Annotated in this window: 17 protein-coding genes; 12 read left to right on the top strand and 5 right to left on the bottom strand. The window is 69.5% G+C overall.

All coding sequences use genetic code 11. The features are described 5' to 3' along the window. Positions 1 to 25 precede the first annotated feature (25 nt). The 8 genes from NDI76_RS13905 (at position 26) to NDI76_RS13870 (ending at position 7901) form a co-directional block, all read left to right on the top strand. Positions 26 to 421: a VOC family protein gene (locus NDI76_RS13905; RefSeq protein ID WP_310924686.1), complete on the top strand. Its 396-nt coding sequence runs from the start codon at positions 26 to 28 to the stop codon at positions 419 to 421. Between the two features lie 67 nt (positions 422 to 488). Next, the gene (locus NDI76_RS13900) at positions 489 to 1760 is read left to right on the top strand and encodes a hypothetical protein (protein ID WP_310924685.1); all 1272 of its coding nucleotides are present in this window, start codon (positions 489 to 491) and stop codon (positions 1758 to 1760) included. A gap of 78 nt (positions 1761 to 1838) precedes the next feature. Next, on the top strand, positions 1839 to 2408 hold the full coding sequence (locus tag NDI76_RS13895; protein WP_310924684.1) for an NUDIX hydrolase: 570 nt from the start codon (positions 1839 to 1841) through the stop codon (positions 2406 to 2408). A gap of 62 nt (positions 2409 to 2470) precedes the next feature. Continuing rightward, positions 2471 to 3283 carry a CPBP family intramembrane glutamic endopeptidase gene (locus NDI76_RS13890; protein ID WP_310924683.1) on the top strand — a complete coding sequence of 271 codons (813 nt, stop codon included), beginning with the start codon at positions 2471 to 2473 and terminating at the stop codon, positions 3281 to 3283. Positions 3284 to 3440: 157 nt separating this feature from the next. Further along, the gene (gene tgtA, locus NDI76_RS13885) at positions 3441 to 4958 is read left to right on the top strand and encodes a tRNA guanosine(15) transglycosylase TgtA (RefSeq protein ID WP_310924682.1); all 1518 of its coding nucleotides are present in this window, start codon (positions 3441 to 3443) and stop codon (positions 4956 to 4958) included. Positions 4959 to 5037: 79 nt separating this feature from the next. Next, entirely contained in the window at positions 5038 to 5313 is a 276-nt protein-coding gene (locus NDI76_RS13880) for an ArsR/SmtB family transcription factor (protein ID WP_310924681.1), read from the top strand. Between the two features lie 54 nt (positions 5314 to 5367). Beyond that, on the top strand, positions 5368 to 5673 hold the full coding sequence (locus NDI76_RS13875; protein ID WP_310924680.1) for a DUF8036 family membrane protein: 306 nt from the start codon (positions 5368 to 5370) through the stop codon (positions 5671 to 5673). Between the two features lie 194 nt (positions 5674 to 5867). Further along, the gene (locus NDI76_RS13870) at positions 5868 to 7901 is read left to right on the top strand and encodes a DUF7282 domain-containing protein (RefSeq protein ID WP_310924679.1); all 2034 of its coding nucleotides are present in this window, start codon (positions 5868 to 5870) and stop codon (positions 7899 to 7901) included. 110 nt (positions 7902 to 8011) lie between these two features. On the opposite strand, the gene NDI76_RS13865 is transcribed toward NDI76_RS13870, so the two are convergent. Continuing rightward, positions 8012 to 8512, bottom strand: a complete 501-nt coding sequence (locus NDI76_RS13865; protein ID WP_310924678.1) for a pyridoxamine 5'-phosphate oxidase family protein — start codon at positions 8510 to 8512, stop codon at positions 8012 to 8014. Positions 8513 to 8792: 280 nt separating this feature from the next. On the opposite strand from NDI76_RS13865, the gene arcS reads away from it, so the two are divergent. Beyond that, on the top strand, positions 8793 to 10550 hold the full coding sequence (arcS, locus tag NDI76_RS13860) for an archaeosine synthase subunit alpha (protein WP_310924677.1): 1758 nt from the start codon (positions 8793 to 8795) through the stop codon (positions 10548 to 10550). Positions 10551 to 10573: 23 nt separating this feature from the next. On the opposite strand, the gene NDI76_RS13855 is transcribed toward arcS, so the two are convergent. Beyond that, positions 10574 to 11950 carry a hypothetical protein gene (locus NDI76_RS13855; RefSeq protein WP_310924676.1) on the bottom strand — a complete coding sequence of 459 codons (1377 nt, stop codon included), beginning with the start codon at positions 11948 to 11950 and terminating at the stop codon, positions 10574 to 10576. 206 nt (positions 11951 to 12156) lie between these two features. Between NDI76_RS13855 and NDI76_RS13850 the strand changes: the two genes are divergently transcribed. The 3 genes from NDI76_RS13850 (at position 12157) to NDI76_RS13840 (ending at position 13845) form a co-directional block, all read left to right on the top strand. Further along, positions 12157 to 12456: an ArsR family transcriptional regulator gene (locus tag NDI76_RS13850; RefSeq protein WP_310924675.1), complete on the top strand. Its 300-nt coding sequence runs from the start codon at positions 12157 to 12159 to the stop codon at positions 12454 to 12456. 235 nt (positions 12457 to 12691) lie between these two features. Next, the gene (locus NDI76_RS13845) at positions 12692 to 13462 is read left to right on the top strand and encodes an AzlC family ABC transporter permease (protein ID WP_310924674.1); all 771 of its coding nucleotides are present in this window, start codon (positions 12692 to 12694) and stop codon (positions 13460 to 13462) included. Next, entirely contained in the window at positions 13462 to 13845 is a 384-nt protein-coding gene (locus tag NDI76_RS13840) for an AzlD domain-containing protein (protein WP_310924673.1), read from the top strand. The genes NDI76_RS13845 and NDI76_RS13840 overlap by 1 nt, the downstream gene beginning before the upstream one ends. Positions 13846 to 13876: 31 nt before the next feature. On the opposite strand, the gene NDI76_RS13835 is transcribed toward NDI76_RS13840, so the two are convergent. The 3 genes from NDI76_RS13835 to NDI76_RS13825 form a co-directional block, all read right to left on the bottom strand. After that, positions 13877 to 14020, bottom strand: a complete 144-nt coding sequence (locus NDI76_RS13835) for a hypothetical protein (protein ID WP_310924672.1) — start codon at positions 14018 to 14020, stop codon at positions 13877 to 13879. Between the two features lie 48 nt (positions 14021 to 14068). Further along, entirely contained in the window at positions 14069 to 15190 is a 1122-nt protein-coding gene (locus tag NDI76_RS13830; protein ID WP_310924671.1) for an Ig-like domain-containing protein, read from the bottom strand. A gap of 65 nt (positions 15191 to 15255) precedes the next feature. Further along, positions 15256 to 16413, bottom strand: a complete 1158-nt coding sequence (locus tag NDI76_RS13825) for an Ig-like domain-containing protein (RefSeq protein ID WP_310924670.1) — start codon at positions 16411 to 16413, stop codon at positions 15256 to 15258. Positions 16414 to 16456 lie beyond the last annotated feature (43 nt).

Genomic DNA, 16456 nt, shown 5'->3' with positions numbered 1-16456 from the left:
GTCGGTCGGGCCCGTTCACCTCCGCATGGACGTCACCGAGATAGACCACGCGAACCTCCACATCCCGGCGGACGGCGTCGAGAGCGCCGTCGCGTTCTACCGCGACCGATTGGGGCTGCAGATAGAGAACCGCGAGTTGTACGAGGCGGGCGAGAAACCCTTCTTCTCCGTGCGCCTCGCGCCGGGCGCCGTCCTCCACCTGCAACCCGACGAGGAGTTCCGGACGCCGTCGGGGGACGGGTTCGACCACCTCGCCTTCCGCGTCGACGCCGACATTGAGGACCTGAAAGCCGAGTTGGACGAGGCGGGCGTCGAACTCGACCGCGAACTCGAACCGCTCGGCGCGACGGGCGTCGCCCCCGCCGTCTACGTCACAGACCCGTTCGGCTACACGCTCGAACTGAAAGCGACACGCGACTGACCGTTCCTCGGAGGCGGCCGACGGACCGAACGCTTTTCGTCGCCGTGGGTCCAGTCACCGGTAACCGATGACCGGACTACGCCCGGATACGTCGCGACGAACCGGGACGGCGCTCGTCGTCCTCGGCGTCGCTCTCCTCGTCTCCTCGCTGGTCGTCAGCGCGGCCCTCGCACCGAACGTCGGCGCCGCCGGCGACGGCGCCGGCGACGGCACCCGACAGACGCTCGTGGGGTCGCAAGGCGGCGGCCCCGGCCTCCACGAACGCGGGTCGGTGTACCTCCTCGACGGCCGCGAGATGCAGTGGCGGGCCGCGGAGACGGACAGCTACTTCGACGTGACGATGCTCGACAACGGGAGCGTCATGGCGGGCTTCATGGACTCCGGCTATCAGGAGTGCGGCCCGTACGACTCGCCGTGCACGCACACCGGCTTCCGCATTCTTGACCCGAACGACGGGGGCGGGGCCGACATCGTCTACGAGTACTCCTTCCCCGTTCGGACGCGAGCGAACAGCGAGGTGCACGACGTGGAGAAACTCGACTCCGGCGAGTACCTCATGACGGACATGGAGTACGAGCGCGTGTTCACCGTGAAGAACGGCGAGGTGACCTGGCAGTGGAACGCGAGTTCGATGTACGACGCGCCCGACGACCCCACGCGGACCGACTGGCTCCACATCAACGACGTGGACGTCATCGGCGAGGACCGCTACCTTGTCTCCGTGCGGAACGCCCACCAACTCGTCATCGTCGAACGCGGCGAGGGCGTCGTCGAGGTCATCAACGAGGACGAGGACGGCGACGGCTTCGGCGACCCGCAACTGCTCCGCCAGCAGCACAACCCCCAGTGGCTGGGCAACGGGTCGGTCCTCGTCGCCGACAGCCACAACGACCGCGTCGTCGAACTCCACCGCAACGAGTCGACGGGCCGATGGGAGCCGGCGTGGACCCTCTACGAGGCCGAGGGCGTCGAGTTCAGTTGGCCTCGCGACGCCGACCGGCTGGAGAACGGCAACACCCTCGTCACCGACTCGCTGAACCAGCGCATCGTCGAGGTGAACGAGTCCGGCGAGACGGTGTGGAGCTACGGGACGCCGGAGGTCCCCTACGAGGCCGAACGACTCCCCGAAGGCGAGACGGTCGGCGGGCAGCGGTACGCCTTCGACCGCGCGGCGAGCGACGGCGCGAACGGGGACGTCCCCGTCCTCTCGCTGCTCCTCGTGGTGTTCCAGACCGGACTCCAGACCCCGTTCTGGTTCACCGAACTCCACGTCGCTATCACGCTCGTCTCCGTCGTGTTAGTGCTGGCCGGCGCAGTCCTGATCGTCAGAGACCGGTAGCGGGTCGCCGTCTTCGCTTCTCTTCTCCCCTTCCCCCGCGTCCCGCGGCTTTTTGCGGCGCCCGGTCGGACTCGGCGTATGGCACGCGACGCGGACGCCGACGAGGACCTGACGTGGGCGACGACCGGCACCGACATCGACTACTCCTGCCCGGGGTTCGACGTCCGGCGGGACGAGGTGACGCTTCCCGACGGCACCGAGACGGACTTTCACTACGTGGACGAACCGGCTGCGGCCGTGATTCTCCCCTTTACGCCCGACGGCGACGTGGTGCTCGTCGAGGAGTGGCGACAGGCGGTCGGTCGGGTGAACCGCGGCCTGCCCGCGGGGTCGCTCGAATCCGACGACGACGACGTCGAGACGGCCGCGCGTCGCGAACTCGAAGAGGAGACGGGGTACGAGGCCGGGGAGATGGAGTCTCTCGGCGCGGTCGAACCCTCCAACGGCCTCCTGAACTCCGTCCACCACCACTTCGTCGCGCGCGACTGCGAACCGACGGGCGAGCGGAACCTCGATTTCAACGAGAGTATCCGAGTCGCCGTCGAGGCGTACGACGACCTGCTCGCGGCGGCGCTGGACGGCGACCTGCGCGACGGACGCACGCTCGTCGGCGTCCTCAGATACGAACTCGCCGAGCGCTGGCGCTGACTGAGTCGTGAGACCGTCACCGGAGCACGAATCGTTTTGACGGCGGGAACCCTACGCCCGGTGTGTCTACTGACCCACGAACGTCCTCGTCCGGGTCTTCGGTCTCGCCGGACTCGGACGCACGCTCGCTTCGCGCCCGCCTCCGGGCGCTCCTCGTCGCCGTCCTGTTGGCCGGTCTGGGTATCGCCGTCGGTTCGGTCCTCGTACTCGCCGCCGGCGTCGCCCTGAGCCTCGCCGGCGTGCCGATAACGCCCGTCCTGAGCATCGTCATCTCCTTGGCGCTGGCGACCGGCGTCGGGTTCGGCGGCGTCGCCGTTCTCTACCTCTGGTACCGCGACTTCGACATCTCCTACGTCGGCGTCCGCGTGCCGTCGCTCCGCGAGTTCGCCTACGTGGTCGGCGGCTACGTCCTCGCGCTCGGATTGGCGTTCTCGGCGGCGGTCGTCATCTCCTCGGTCGGCGCCGAGGGCGGGACGAACAACGCCGCGCAGATCGGCATGGAGAACCCCGAGGTGCTGTTGCTGCTCATCCCGGCGTCCATCCTGCTCATCGGTCCCGGCGAGGAACTGCTCTACCGCGGCGTCGTCCAGAACCGCATCCGCGAGCGGTTCCCGGCCGTGGTGGCGATTCCCGTCGCGAGCCTCATCTTCGCGTCTATCCACTACTTCTCGCTGTCGGGCGCCCCCTCCGCGCGCCTCATCAGCATCGCGGTGCTCGTGCTCCCGACGCTCGTCTTCGGCGCCGTCTACGAACTCTCGGACAACATCGTCGTCCCCGCGCTGACCCACGGCGCGTACAACGCGACGCTGTTCTCGGGGCTCTACCTCTTCGTGAAGTACGGCGGACAGATGCAGCAACCCGCCTTCCTCCCCTAGTCGACCTCGACACCGGTCCGACCCGAGCGTCGGTTCGAGACCGCGACTATCGGAGGTCGAAGCGCCCGGCGGTGACGGCCGGCCGAACGCAACCCTTCGCCCGGCGGAACTGCCGGCCGAACGCAACCCTTAGCAACGCCGGCGGGAAACCCCGACCATGCGCGACCACTTCGAGATACGCGACGGGGACGCCGCCGGCAGAATCGGCGAACTCGACGTCCCCCGCGCGGGCGTGACGGTGGAGACGCCGGCCCTGATGCCGGTCGTCAACCCCAACATCATCACGGTGTCGCCCGCGCGCCTCGAACGCGAGTTCGGGGCCCAGATACTCATCACGAACTCCTACATCATCCACAAGAACGACGACCTGCGCGAGGAGGCCTTAGAATCGGGCCTCCACGAGATGCTCGGCTTCGACGGCGCCATCGTGACCGACTCGGGGTCGTTCCAACTCGCCGAGTACGGCGAGATATCCGTGACGACCCGCGAGATTCTGGAGTTCCAGTACGACGTTGGGACCGATATCGGCACGCCCGTCGACATCCCGACGCCGCCGGACGTCCCCCGGGAGCAGGCCGAAGAGGAACTCGCGGTCACCGCGAAGGCTCTGCGCGACGCCGAGGACGTCGATACCGGCGAGATGCTCGTCAACGCGCCCGTGCAGGGGTCGACGTACCCCGACCTGCGCGAGGAGGCGGGCCGGGCGGCGTACGCGACGGAGTTGGACGTGTTCCCCGTCGGCGCCGTCGTCCCCCTGATGAACGCCTACCGCTACGACGACATGGTCGACGCGGTGGCGGGCGCCAAACGCGGACTCGGCCGCGACGCGCCCGTCCACCTGTTCGGCGCCGGCCACCCGATGATGTTCGCCCTCGCGGTAGCGATGGGTTGTGACCTGTTCGACTCGGCCGCCTACGCCCTGTACGCCCGCGACGGACGCTACCTCACCGTCCGCGGCACCGAACACCTCGAGGACCTCGACTACCTGCCCTGTTCGTGTCCCATCTGCGCCGAGCACTCCCCGGACGACTTGCGCGCGGCGGAGGGCGAAGAACAGGAGCGACTCCTCGCCGAGCACAACCTCCACGTCTCCTTCGAGGAACTCCGACGCGTGAAGCAGGCGATTCGGTCGGGCAACCTCCTCGAACTGGTCGAAGAGCGCGCCCGGTCGCACCCCGCGATGCTCGACGGCTACCGCACCCTCCTCGACCACGCCGACCAACTCGAACGCGAGGACCCCGTCTCGAAGGGGTCGTTCTTCTCCGTCTCCGCGGAGAGCGCCCGCCGGCCGGAGGTGCGCCGTCACCACGACAGACTCGACCGGTTGGACGTTTCCGGGACGGTGCTGCTCACGCAGGCCGGGACACCGACGGGTGACCGCTTCGACGCGGCGTGGCGCGTCCTCCCGCCGTTCGGACCGTTCCCGCGCGCCCTCTCGGAGACGTACCCGCTCACCGCGCAGGTCCCCGACCGGACCGACCGCGCCGCCTCCGAGGCGGCCGCGGCGGGCGTCGCGCGACTGGTCGAGTCGAACCCGGACGCGTCGTTCGTTCTCGCGCACGACGGGTGGCCCGAGACGGCCCTCGCCCGCGTCCCCGACGGCGTCGAACTGGAACCGCTCGACGGAGTGTCTCCGGACGGCGTATCGCCCGACGACGCCGACGAGACGGTCTGAATCCTCGTTTTGGGAGAGAGAATCTCACTCTCCGACATCTTCGGTGGGCTTAGGTGGTGTGCGCGAGTTATGAGGGACAATGGAGGCCGTCCTGTGGTACGTGCTGACCGGAACGCGCGGCGGAGCGAACCGCGCGCGTATCCTTCGGACGCTCGATGAGCGGCCTCGCAACGCGAACCAACTCGCCGAGGAGTTAGAGTTGGACTACAAGACGGTCAGACATCACCTCGACGTGCTGATGGACAACGACGTCGTTCAGCGGAGCGGCGACGACTACGGCGCTGTCTATCTGCCCTCCCCGCGAGCGCAGTCGAACTGGGAGACGATAGAGGAGATTCTAGAGGGGATGGAGTGAACATGGTCAGATTTGGGAAAGTGTATTTAAACGGCAACCGGCTAGGGAGAACGAATGAGTATCTGGGTTGACGTCGCGCGGGTCGCCTCAGCAGTCAACATCCTGCTACTGCTGGCGCTCGCGTCCGTCTGGGGCCGCAACTACCTCCAATTCCGGTCTAAGCACCCGCTGGGTCTGCTCATCTTCGCCTCGTTCCTCATCGCGCAGAACGCCCTGGCGCTGTACATGTACCTCGTCGACCCGACGCTGTCGGGGTGGTTCAACACCGCCGTCCCCGTCATCGTCTGGCGGCTGATGATGCTCCTGCACGTCTTCGAGACGGCCGGACTCGCCTTCCTCGCCTGGATCACGTTCGACTGACGCGCTCCTTTCGCTTCTTCCGTCTCCCCGTTCCTCCGCTCTCTCTGTCCGCCGAGCGCCGCGTTCCTCTCGACGATTCTCGACCGCGGAGACGCTCCATCGGTCCTTCAGACGCCGGAAAACGGTCGGAAGGGGGAGAGATTTGGGTCGCAGTCCGGAAAATCTTCTTTTAAATATCGTCCGCCGGTTGAGGTATGCAACGCGCACTAACAGTGTTCGCAGCGCTGGTCGTTCTCGTCGGGGGCATCCCGGCGGGTGCGGCCGCACAACAGTCGTCGCCGGAGGCGACAGTATCGTTCGCCGCCCAACCCTCGGGCGGACACACCGTCGTCGTCGAGAGCGTCGAACTCTCGGAGGGCGGGTTCGTGACGATTCACGACGCGAGCGTCACCGAAGGGAACGTCCTCGGGAGCGTCGTCGGCACCTCCGCGTACCTCGAGGCGGGGACGCACGAGAACGTCACCGTCCACCTCGACGAACCCCCGACCGAGTCGGGCGCGTTCGTCGCCATGCCGCACCTCGACACCGACGGCGACCGCGTCTACGACTTCGTCGCCGACAACGGCGAGACGGACGGTCCGTACACCGCCGACGGGTCGGCCGTCGTCTCGCAGGCGAACGTCACCGTCGCCGCGACGGTATCGATGAGCGAGCAACCCACCGACGGCGCCTCGGTCGTCGTGGACCGCGTGGAACTCTCCGAGGGCGGGTTCGTGACGGTTCACGACGCCTCGGTCACGGAAGGCGCCGTCTTCGAGAGCATCCGCGGCACCTCCGAGTATCTCGCTCCCGGCGTCCACGAGAACGTCCGTATCGCGCTGGACGCGCCCGTGAACGAGTCGACGACGCTGGTTCCGATGGCGCACGTGGACTCGGACGGCGACGAGGAGTACACCTTCCCCGAGAGCGAAGGCCAGACGGACGGTCCGTACACGGTCGACGGTAACCCCGTCGTCGACACCGCCGAGGTGACGCTCTCGGAGACGGCGAACGTGACGTTTACCGCGCAGTCGACCGGCGGGCGGTCCGTCGTCGTCGATAGCGCCTTCCTGCCCGAGGGCGGGTTCGTAACGGTTCACGACGCGAGCGTGACGGAGGGAGCCGTCTTCGAGAGCATCCGCGGCACCTCCGCGTACCTCGCGCCCGGTCTGCACCGGGACGTCCGCGTCTCCTTGGACGCGCCCGTGAACGAGTCGACGACGCTGGTTCCGATGGCGCACGTGGACTCCGACGGCGACATGGAGTACACCTTCCCTGAGAGCGAGGGTGAGGCGGACGGTCCGTACACGGCCGACGGTGAACCCGTCGTTGCGCAGGCCGCGGTGAACGTCTCCGCCGACGTCCACATGATGTCGCAGGCCTCCGACGGGCACGGCGTCGTCGTGGACCGCGTCGAACTCTCGGAGGGCGGGTTCGTCACCGTCCACGACGCCTCGCTGTTCGCCGGCGAGGTCGAGGGCAGCATACTCGGCACCTCGGAGTACCTCGCCCCCGGCGTCCACGAGAACGTCACCGTAACGTTCGAGGAACCAATCCGCGCCTCGCAGACGCTGGTTCCGATGGCGCACATGGACACCGACGGCGACGAGGAGTACACGTTCCCCGAGGCCGACGGCCCGTACACGGCCGACGGTGAGGCCGTCGTCGACACCGCGCGCGTCTCCGTGAACGCCGTCGTCGCCGTCTCGAACCAGACGACCGACGGGCGGAGCGTGACGATAGACTCCGTGACGCTGGCGGACGGCGGATTCGTGACGGTGCACGACGCGAGCGTCACCGAAGGCGCCGTCTTCGACAGCGTCCGCGGCACCTCCGAGTACCTCGCGCCCGGCACCCACGAGAACGTCACCGTCGAACTCTCCGCGCCCCTGAACGAGACGACGACCATCGTCCCGATGGCGCACATGGACACGAACGGCAACGAGGCCTACGACTTCGTCACCAGCGAGGGCGAGGCCGACGGGCCGTACGTCGCCCGCGGCGGTCCGGTCGTCGCCACGGCGGAGGTCTCCCTCTCCGGCGAGACGACCGAAACCGGGACGGAGATGGGCACGGGCACCGAGATGTCCGAGATGACCGAGACGGAGCAGGAGATGGGCATGGAGGCGGCCACCGAGACGAACGGCGGCGAGGCGACGAGCACCGACGGCAGCACGCCCGGGTTCGGCGTCGCCGTCGCCGTCGTCGCCCTCCTCGCGGCGGCCCTCCTCGCGGTCCGGCGCGACTGAGTGCGACGCGAGACTCCGACCTCCGATTTTTTGACCGTCACCCGCCGAGCGGCGACGCCGCTCTCGGGGCCGCGTTCCTCCGCGCCGCGGACTCGGTCCCGACTTCGCCGTCAGTCCGGGCCGCGCAGTCGACTCGGCGTCGGCGCGTCCGCCTCGGCGGTCACGTCCCGCATTCGGTCGGTGAAGTCCCACGAGTGCAGGCGCTCGGGCGAGATTCGGATTCGCACCTCCTCTCTCCCCTCGTCCAACAGGAACGCGCCGAGTTCGTTGTCGGCGCCGCCGAGGTATCGCTCTAAGAGGCTCCGAAGCAGCGCCTTCCCCTCGTCGGGTTCGACGGTCGCCGTCCCGCGCCCGCGGACGCCGCGGTACGGCGGGTCGTTCGTCGACACCTCGAAGGCCACCTCGTCGTTCGCGCGGAGGTAGCGGACCACGTCGGCGTCCGCGCCCGTCGCGCAGCACAGTTCCGGTTCCTCGCCCCCGACCCACACGTACCACAGCGACAGCATCCACAGGCCGCCGTCCGGCGTCCGACACGCCAGTCGAATCGGGACGGTCGCGGATTCGAGAAACGTCGCCGCCTCGTCGGCCGACCACGGACCGGTGCGTCTCATGGGAACCGATTCGTCCGGAACTCGCAAAAGGGAGGGGGTCGGCGCGGCGCCTCGGTGCGGAATCGTGATGAACAGACGCGACCTCGGACGCTCATGCGTGGCGAGCGATGAACGGAATCGTACACGCACGTGCGGGTAACAAATGCTAGTTCGGCGCACGGTAGCACCGAACGAGCGTCGGACGCCCGAACCCGGGAACGCGCCGCGCCGAAACGAGGGCGGCCACGGTTCCCGTTCGGAGAAGGGAAGATAGTTCACCCTCCGTTGCCGAACGCGAGGTATGACCGACTACTTCGAGATTCACGGGCGCGACGGGGCCGCCCGACTCGGCGAACTCCGCCTCGCGGAGTCCGTGACGACGCCCGCCCTCGCCGACGAGGTGACCGCGGACGCGGGCAGTCTCTGGACCGCCGAGCGAACCCTCCCCGAGGGGTCCGAGGACGTGCTCACGGTGTTGCCGCACCGGTCGTTCCCCGCCGGTACCGACGAACGCGTCCAGGAGTCGTTCGCCGTCGACCCGCCGGACGTCGAGTATCCGAGCGCGTCGGTCGTCTCCTCGGAGACGGCCGCCGACACCGGCGCGGACGCCTACATTCTGTCGGACGCGGGCGGGTTCGTCGGCCACGGCGCGGCGTTCCGCGAGGCGATTATCGAGGCCAAGGGGGCGCTCCCGGCCGACACCGCACTCTACCTCTCGGGCGTCGCCACCCCGCGTAACGTCTCGACGCTGGCGTACGCCGGCGTGGACCTCGTGGACGCCAAACTCGCCCGCGTGAAGGGCCGGCAGGGGATGTATCTCACCACCGAGAGCGAGTACTTCCTCGAGGACTTGGAGGAACTGCCCTGCGCCTGCGAGGCGTGCCGCGTCCCCCGCGAGGAGTTCGCACGCGAGGACTGCGCGGCCCACAACGCGAACGTCCTCGAAGCGGAACTCGCCACCGTTCGCCGGCGGATTCGGGACGGCCGCCTGCGAGACTACATCGAGGGGCAGGCCCGCCACGACCAGTGGCTCACGGCCGCCTTCCGGGAGTTCGACCAGCAGTACGGCTACCTCGAAGCACGGACGCCCGTGGTCCGCAACGCCGAGATATCGGCGGCCTCCTCGGACACGATTCGCCGCGCCGAGATTCAGCGCTTCGCCGAACGCGTGACGACGCGCTATCGAAACCGCTTCGACAACCCCCTCGTCCTCGTCCCCTGTTCGGCGACGAAACCGTACAGCGAGTCCCAGAGTCACTCGCAGTTCCACGACGCCGTCCAGTTCCGCGCGCACGTCGCCTCCATGACCTCGCCCATCGGCGTCGTTCCCTCGGAACTCGAACTCACCTACCCCGCCCAGCACTACGACTCGGTGGTGACGGGCCGGTGGTCCGAGGACGAGAAGGGCTTCGTCGCCACCGTTCTTCGACGGTATCTCGAACGCAACGACTACCCCCGCGTCATCGCGCACGTCCCCGGAGACGGCTACCGGGATATCTGCGAGCGAGTCGAAGAACAGGTGGGCGTGCCGTTCGAGTACACCGTCGAGGACCACCCGACGACGACCGATTCCTTGGCGAACCTCATGTCCACCCTCCAGGGCGAACTGAAGTACTCGAAGCGGGAGCGAGAGCACAACACCGTGAGCGCCATCGCCGACTTCCAGTTCGGCGACGGGGCGGGCGACGACCTGTTCGCCGACGCGGACATAGAGATGAACAGCCGCTACCCCAAACTGCAGGTCTGGAACGAAGGGGGCGAACAGTTGGCGACGATGGTGCCGCAGTACGGCGTCCTCTCCTTCACGCTCGAAGGTGCGCGCGTCTGGAGCGAGTCGGACGCGCCCACCAAGCGCGTCGAAATCGACAACTTCGCGCCGCACGGTAGCGTCCTCGCGCCGGGCGTCGTGGACGCGGACGACGACATCCGCGTCGGCGACGAAGTCGTCGTCGAGGGGCCGAAGGCGTTCGCCGTCGGCCGCGCGGAGATGTTCGGCGCCGAAATGGCCGAGAGCACCCGCGGTGTGGCCGTCGAGGTGCGTCACGTCGAAGAGAAGTAGCCGACCGGTTCGCGACCCGCCCGCTACTCGCCCGCGCCCGTCCGCCGTTCGAGCACCGTCCCCGCCTCGCCGACGGCGACGGCCGTCGCCCCGTCGAACGCGACGCCGGACAGCGACTCGACGGCGGGCGGCGACGCCCGTTCCCATCCGGCGCCGAACCGTTCGTACACCGCGTCTTCGCCGACGGCGACGCCGTCCGCGTCCGCGGCGGCCACCGCCAGCACCGGGTCCTCCGAAAGGCGTTCGGGCGTCCACCGCGACCCGTCGTACCGGTGGAGGGCGCCGTCGTCGTCGCTGAGGAGGGGGGCCTCGCCGCCGGCGGTCACGTCCGTCAGCGTGCCGTTCGCCCCCTCGAAGTCGAGCGACTCGAACGTCCGCCCGGCGTCCGTCGTCCGGAACACGGCGTCGTTGCTGTCGCAGACGTACCCCTCGTCGCCGCGGAGTTCGACGCCGACGATGCTCGACCCGCTTCCCGGCTTCACCGCCTCCTCCCACGCTACGTCGCCGTCGCGGTACCGGCCGCGGCGGACCTGTCCGGACCCGTCCGCGAGGAGCACCGTCTCCGTCCCGCCGGACCCGGCCGCGGCGACGGCCGCGACGTCGTTCGTATCGTCGTCGGGCGCGGAGAAGTCGGCGTGCCGCCCCGACTCCGGATCGATTCGACCGACTGCGCCGCTCTCGCCGGCGACCCAGACGCCGCCGCCCGCGACGGCGTCGACGCCGGTGAGGTCGTTTGCGGCCGCGCCGGGGCCGTCCGAGAGGACGACGGTCCACTCGGATTCGCCCTCGGCGACGACGACGCCGTCCTCTCCGACGGCGTACGCCCCCGTCTCCGTCACGGCGGCGTCGAACAACTCTCCGTCCGTCGGCGCGTCCGCGACGACCCACTCGGGTTCCGGAGACTCCTCCGTCGGGTCTTCCTCGGACGGGTCGCCGGACTCGCTCGTCTCGTCTCCGTCCTCGTCGCTCCGCGCGCCCCTCGTTCCGTCCTCGGAGTCGACCCTCTCGCTCTCCGACCCGGTACCGGAAGAGGCGGCGGCGGCCGCACCGGACGGTTCGGCGGATTCGGCAGGTTCGGTAGATTCGGTAGATTCCGCAGATTCGGCTCCCGCGCCTCCGGCGGCCTCCCTATCGCTCGCCGTCTCGCCGCTCACCGTCTCTTCGTCCGCGGCGTCCGCCTCTCCGTCCCCGTCGGCCTCGTCGTGCGGCCACGTCGGGTCCCTGAGGTACTGGACGACCGGCGGGAGGACGTACGCCGCGATGGCGACGGCGGCGAACGCGCGGTTGACGAACGTCAGCGTCCCGAACGCGGTGAGCGCCGCCGTCGAGACGGTGTGCAGCGACGTCTTCGTGTACCGCCGGAAGAACGCGACGAATCCGTCGTCTTGGCGACCAGTCATTGGGTGTGCGTAGCGCCCGAGGCCTGTTGAGTCCTTTCGCCGTCTCGGGGACGTTTCCGTTCCGTAATCTCAGCCGATTGCCGAAGACATGAATATACGAGCACCGTCTTTTATGGTAGTATCGGGTCTAAAACGGGAGATATGAGCGGTCCAGTGGCTGAGAGGCAGTTAGTATTCACCTCCGTAACCGAACACGAAACTGAGGCATGAAACTGGCAGTCCCCACAGATTTCGACATCCTGCGAGCCCTCTCCGACGGAAAGCGAAACACGGCGGTGAACCTCTCTCACATCCTCGACCGGGACCGCTCGTACATCAACACCCGACTGCCGGTGCTGGCCGACTACGGCCTCGTCGAGCGCATCGGTCCCGCACGGAACTCCGGGCTGTACGCCATCACCGAGAAGGGGCGCGTCGTCCTTTCACAACGCGACCAGTACCGAACCGACGACGTGGATTTCGACGCGCTGGTGGCGACCCAACTGGAGACGGCTCGGTCCGATTAGCGCGCGGGGAGAGGCGCGGGACGCCCGACAGCGATGATAGAGTCCCTCCCCTCGGACGGCGACGTGCTCATTCTGGCCGAAGAGCGAGCGAACGTCACAGTCGACCGACTCGTCCCTCGTGAGGCGTAGAACGCTGTTGCGCGCGGCAACCCCCGTCGCCGAAGGGACCCGCGCTCCGAGCGCCGGCCGTGCCGGAAGCGGTAGCGGTTTGGTCGGACGGCGACGAGGGGTAGCCGTGCCCGTCTCTCACGTCCCGCCCGCGGTTCGACGCGGCGTCCGCGACGCGACGCCCGTCGCAGTCGGTATCGTTCCGTTCGGACTGGTCACGGGCGTCGCCTCCGTGGAAGCGGGGCTCTCGCCGGCGCAGGCGGTCGGGTTCTCCGTTCTCGCCTTCGCGGGCGCCTCGCAGTTGGCCGTCGTCGACCTCCTGGGTCGGAACGCGGCGCTCGCCGTGGCCGTTCTCACGGGCGTCGTCATCAACCTCCGACTCCTGATGTTCTCGGCGTCCATCGCGCCGTACTTCCGACCGTTCGGCTCGCGCCGGAAGACGCTCTCCTCGTACCTCCTCACCGACCAGGCCTACGCGCTCGCCGTCTCGTGGTACCGCGAGGCTGACCCCGACTCGACGGCGCGATTCCGGTACTTCGTCGCCGCCGGGGGGTCGCTGTGGGTGGTCTGGCAGGCGTCGCTGGTCGCCGGGGTAGTCGCGGGCGCAAACGTGCCGGCGTCGTGGGGCCTGGAGTTCGCCGTCCCACTCGTGTTCTTGGGTCTCCTCGTTCCGGCCGTCTCGACCCGACCGACCCTCGCGGCGGCCGTCGTCGGCGGCGGCGTGGCCGTCGCGGGCGACGTGGTCGTGGTGGGCGGCAGCACCGGCCTCCCGTACAACCTCTCGCTCGTCGTCGGCGCCGTCGCCGGCATCCTCGCCGGCGTCGCCGTCTCCGCGTCGAGCGACGGGACGGAGGGCGACGACGGGGAACCGGGGACGCCCGAGGGGGTGAGCGACTGATGCCCACCGACTACGGGCCGGTCGCCATCTGGGGCGTCGCCGCCGTCGTCGGCCTCGCCACGTTCGCGGTCCGCGGGTCGTTCGTCTACCTGTTCGGCCGCATCGAGACGGTGCCGCCGCGGGTGACGCGCGCGCTTCGGTTCGTCCCGCCCGCGGTGTTCGCCGCGCTCGTCGTCCCCTCGCTGGTCGTGGTCGACGGGTCGGCCGACCTCGTTCCGGTCGCCGTCTCCGCCTCCGCCTCGGAGGGAGTCTCCGTCGCGGTCGGTAACGAACGGCTCCTCGCGGGCCTCGTCGCGGCGGGCGCCGCGTGGGTCACGGAGGACGTCTTCGCCACCATCGCCGCCGGCATGCTGACGCTGTGGTTTCTCCGCTTCGTCGTCTGACCCGAAGGTGGCCGGTAGCGGCAACCCGCGCTTACCGGCGGACGAAGAACACGGCGATGCCGACGACTAAGAGCAGGATGCCCCAGAAGAGCGAACTCCCCGGGAGCACCGCGAGAAGGAGGGTGACGATACCGGACGTGATGAGTGACCAACCGAGGGTCGTGCGATAGCTCATACGGTCAGTTCGAGCGCCGACGCGGTTGTGGGTTCTGCCGGTAGCTACTTACAGCCGCGACTGACTCACCGACGCGTCCCCCGTGGCGTCGACGACGACTGCGGCCGGACCGCGCGGCGGGCACGACCACCACGACGAGTAGAGGGGGTCGCGGTCGTCCACGCGCACGCGCAGGCCGTACCGGCCGGAGGCGTCGACGGGGACGACGTCGACCCGTTCGTCGGGAGCGAGGTTCCACCGCCGCGCGAACACCTCCTCGCCGTCGGACTCGACGGCGACGCTCACCGCGTGAGGTTCGTCGTCGGCGTTCAGGACGCCGAGTTCGGAGTTCGCGAGGCCGCACCCGGTCGTCCGCTCTTCGAGGTCGACGAACAGGCTCGGTTGGTCCGGAACGGACCACGCCGCCGTCACCGCCTCGTCGCCGGACCCGACGCGGACGCGGACCCGGTACTCTCCGGTCCGGTAGGTGACGGGAATCTCCACTTGCGTCCGCGCCGGCGCGTCGTAGGCCGCCGCGAGGACCGTGCGGTCGTCGAGTTCGACGTCGACGTGGGCCGTCCGCGCTGACGACGCGGGGTTCCGGAGAACGACGCCGGCCGGCGCGTACCACCGCCCGACCCCGTTTCCCGTCAGCGGCGAGCCGTTCTCTCCCTCCGAGACGAGGCGGCAGGCGTCGCGGCAGACGGCGGTCCGCCAGAACTCGAATTTTTCTCTCAGCAGCGTCAGCGAGAACCCGTCGAGTCGGTCGTCTGCGACCCACTCGAACGCGCCCCGTCCCCCGTCGACGGCCTCCGCGACGACGCGGTACGTCCCCGGTCCGGGCAGTCGCGCGACGACGGGGCGGCGTTCGCCCGACGTCAGTTCGAGGCTCTCGACGAACGCCGTCTCCCCGTCGGGAGACTCGACGACGACGGTGACGTACCCCGCCGTCGCGTTCGGGTTGCCGACCGAGACGGTCTGCTCGAACGCCGGCGCGGTCGTCGTCCCCTCGGACGCTTCCGTCGCCCGGCTTTCGGTCCCGCCGCGCCCGTTCCACCTCCCGTCCCCGCGCCGCGTCTCGTCGCCCGCGCCCTCGTTCTCGTCGTCGAACAGCGCGTTGCACCCCGCCAACCCCGCCGCTCCGAGCGTCGCGAGCGTCCCGACGAGGGCGCGTCTGGTGGGCGTGCGCATATCCGGGAGTTCGGCGGTACGGAGAAAAGCGCATCGCGGACGGAGGCGGAGAACCCGTCGACGCGCTACCGCACGAGGAAGGCGTCGACGCCCTCGCGGGCGCGCACCAGCAGGGTATTTCGCCGGGTGACGACGAGCGTCCGCGTCTTCGCCAGCGTCTCCCCGTCCCCGCTGACCGACATCTCGGCGCGGTAGAGACCGGGTCCGGGGACGAACTCCGCCACCGTCGCCGTCTCTCCGGGCGACAGTTCCGACGACCAGGCGGCCGCGCGTTCGCCGTCCCTCCGGAGAACGATGCCGGCGACCCGCCGTTCGCCCTCGTTCCGAAAGCGGAGGTCAGCGCCGGCGTCGGGCCACGCGTCGATGCGCACGCCGTCGGCGTCGACGGCGAGGGGGAGGGCGACGCTTCGGTCCTCGTCCAACCGCCCGCTCCACCGGTCGCCCGCCGTCTCGACGGTCACGCGGAGGCGTCTGAGCGGCGGCACCGTGGGGAAGGTGAGGACGCTGCCGGGCGGCGGGCGGTAACGGTAGTCCAATGCCGTCCGGTCGTCTATCTCGAACTCGACCCGGACCTCGCGGCGGTCGGCGCCCGCGTTGGCGACGGTGACGCCGTACCCCGCCCACGCGTCGACCTCCGGCCACCGCGGGTTGCCGAACGGGCGGGCGTCGCCGCCGACGGAGACCGGTCCGCAGTCGGGGGCGCAGCGGACGGCCTGCCGGACGCGCACGTCGCCGTCGAGTTCCACCGTCGCGTCGGCGTGCACGCCGTCGACGCGGAGCGTCCCACTTCCCGTCGCGCCGTCGTCCGTCTCGGCGAACACGTCGTAGACGCCGCGCCGGGCGACCAAACTCGGGTAGCGCCGCGTGCGGTCAGTTCCCTCGGGGGCGTACTCGGCGCTGTCGACGAACAGCGTCTCCTCGCCCCGACTCACGACGACGGTGGCGAACCGCGTTTCGGACCCGACGTTCCGCACGACGAGGCCGAGGGGTCGCTCGACGTTCTCGCCGTCGTCGCCCGCGCGGTAGGGGAGCGACGACTCCTCGTCGGGGACCGCGTCGACCGACGGCCCGCCGGTTTCCGGTCCGGTTTCGACGCCTCCGTCGCCCGGTTCGGCCGTCGTCCGTCGCGTCGTCGCTCGGCCGTCTCCGAGGCCGTCACATCCGGCGACGCCGGCGCTCCCGACGGCGGCGAGTGCGGCGAGAATCCTGCGACGAGTTGGCATACGAGGGGTTCGGAACGGAGCGACAAGACGCTTTCTCGCGCCG

It is taken from the genome of Halogeometricum sp. S1BR25-6, from assembly GCF_031624495.1.
Lineage (GTDB): Archaea > Halobacteriota > Halobacteria > Halobacteriales > Haloferacaceae > Halogeometricum > Halogeometricum salsisoli.
Note: the sequence above shows the minus strand (reverse complement) of the source record. Positions and strands in the feature narration are given on the sequence as shown.

Coding starts and splice junctions, on each gene's coding strand:
- arcS (WP_310924677.1), top strand. CDS start 8,793: ATGACCGACTACTTCGAGATTCACGGGCGCGACGGGGCCGCCCGACTC.
- tgtA (WP_310924682.1), top strand. CDS start 3,441: ATGCGCGACCACTTCGAGATACGCGACGGGGACGCCGCCGGCAGAATC.
- NDI76_RS13875 (WP_310924680.1), top strand. CDS start 5,368: ATGAGTATCTGGGTTGACGTCGCGCGGGTCGCCTCAGCAGTCAACATC.
- NDI76_RS13895 (WP_310924684.1), top strand. CDS start 1,839: ATGGCACGCGACGCGGACGCCGACGAGGACCTGACGTGGGCGACGACC.
- NDI76_RS13905 (WP_310924686.1), top strand. CDS start 26: ATGGACGTCACCGAGATAGACCACGCGAACCTCCACATCCCGGCGGAC.
- NDI76_RS13840 (WP_310924673.1), top strand. CDS start 13,462: ATGCCCACCGACTACGGGCCGGTCGCCATCTGGGGCGTCGCCGCCGTC.
- NDI76_RS13850 (WP_310924675.1), top strand. CDS start 12,157: ATGAAACTGGCAGTCCCCACAGATTTCGACATCCTGCGAGCCCTCTCC.
- NDI76_RS13900 (WP_310924685.1), top strand. CDS start 489: ATGACCGGACTACGCCCGGATACGTCGCGACGAACCGGGACGGCGCTC.
- NDI76_RS13855 (WP_310924676.1), bottom strand. CDS start 11,950: ATGACTGGTCGCCAAGACGACGGATTCGTCGCGTTCTTCCGGCGGTAC.
- NDI76_RS13880 (WP_310924681.1), top strand. CDS start 5,038: ATGGAGGCCGTCCTGTGGTACGTGCTGACCGGAACGCGCGGCGGAGCG.
- NDI76_RS13835 (WP_310924672.1), bottom strand. CDS start 14,020: ATGAGCTATCGCACGACCCTCGGTTGGTCACTCATCACGTCCGGTATC.
- NDI76_RS13830 (WP_310924671.1), bottom strand. CDS start 15,190: ATGCGCACGCCCACCAGACGCGCCCTCGTCGGGACGCTCGCGACGCTC.
- NDI76_RS13825 (WP_310924670.1), bottom strand. CDS start 16,413: ATGCCAACTCGTCGCAGGATTCTCGCCGCACTCGCCGCCGTCGGGAGC.
- NDI76_RS13870 (WP_310924679.1), top strand. CDS start 5,868: ATGCAACGCGCACTAACAGTGTTCGCAGCGCTGGTCGTTCTCGTCGGG.
- NDI76_RS13865 (WP_310924678.1), bottom strand. CDS start 8,512: ATGAGACGCACCGGTCCGTGGTCGGCCGACGAGGCGGCGACGTTTCTC.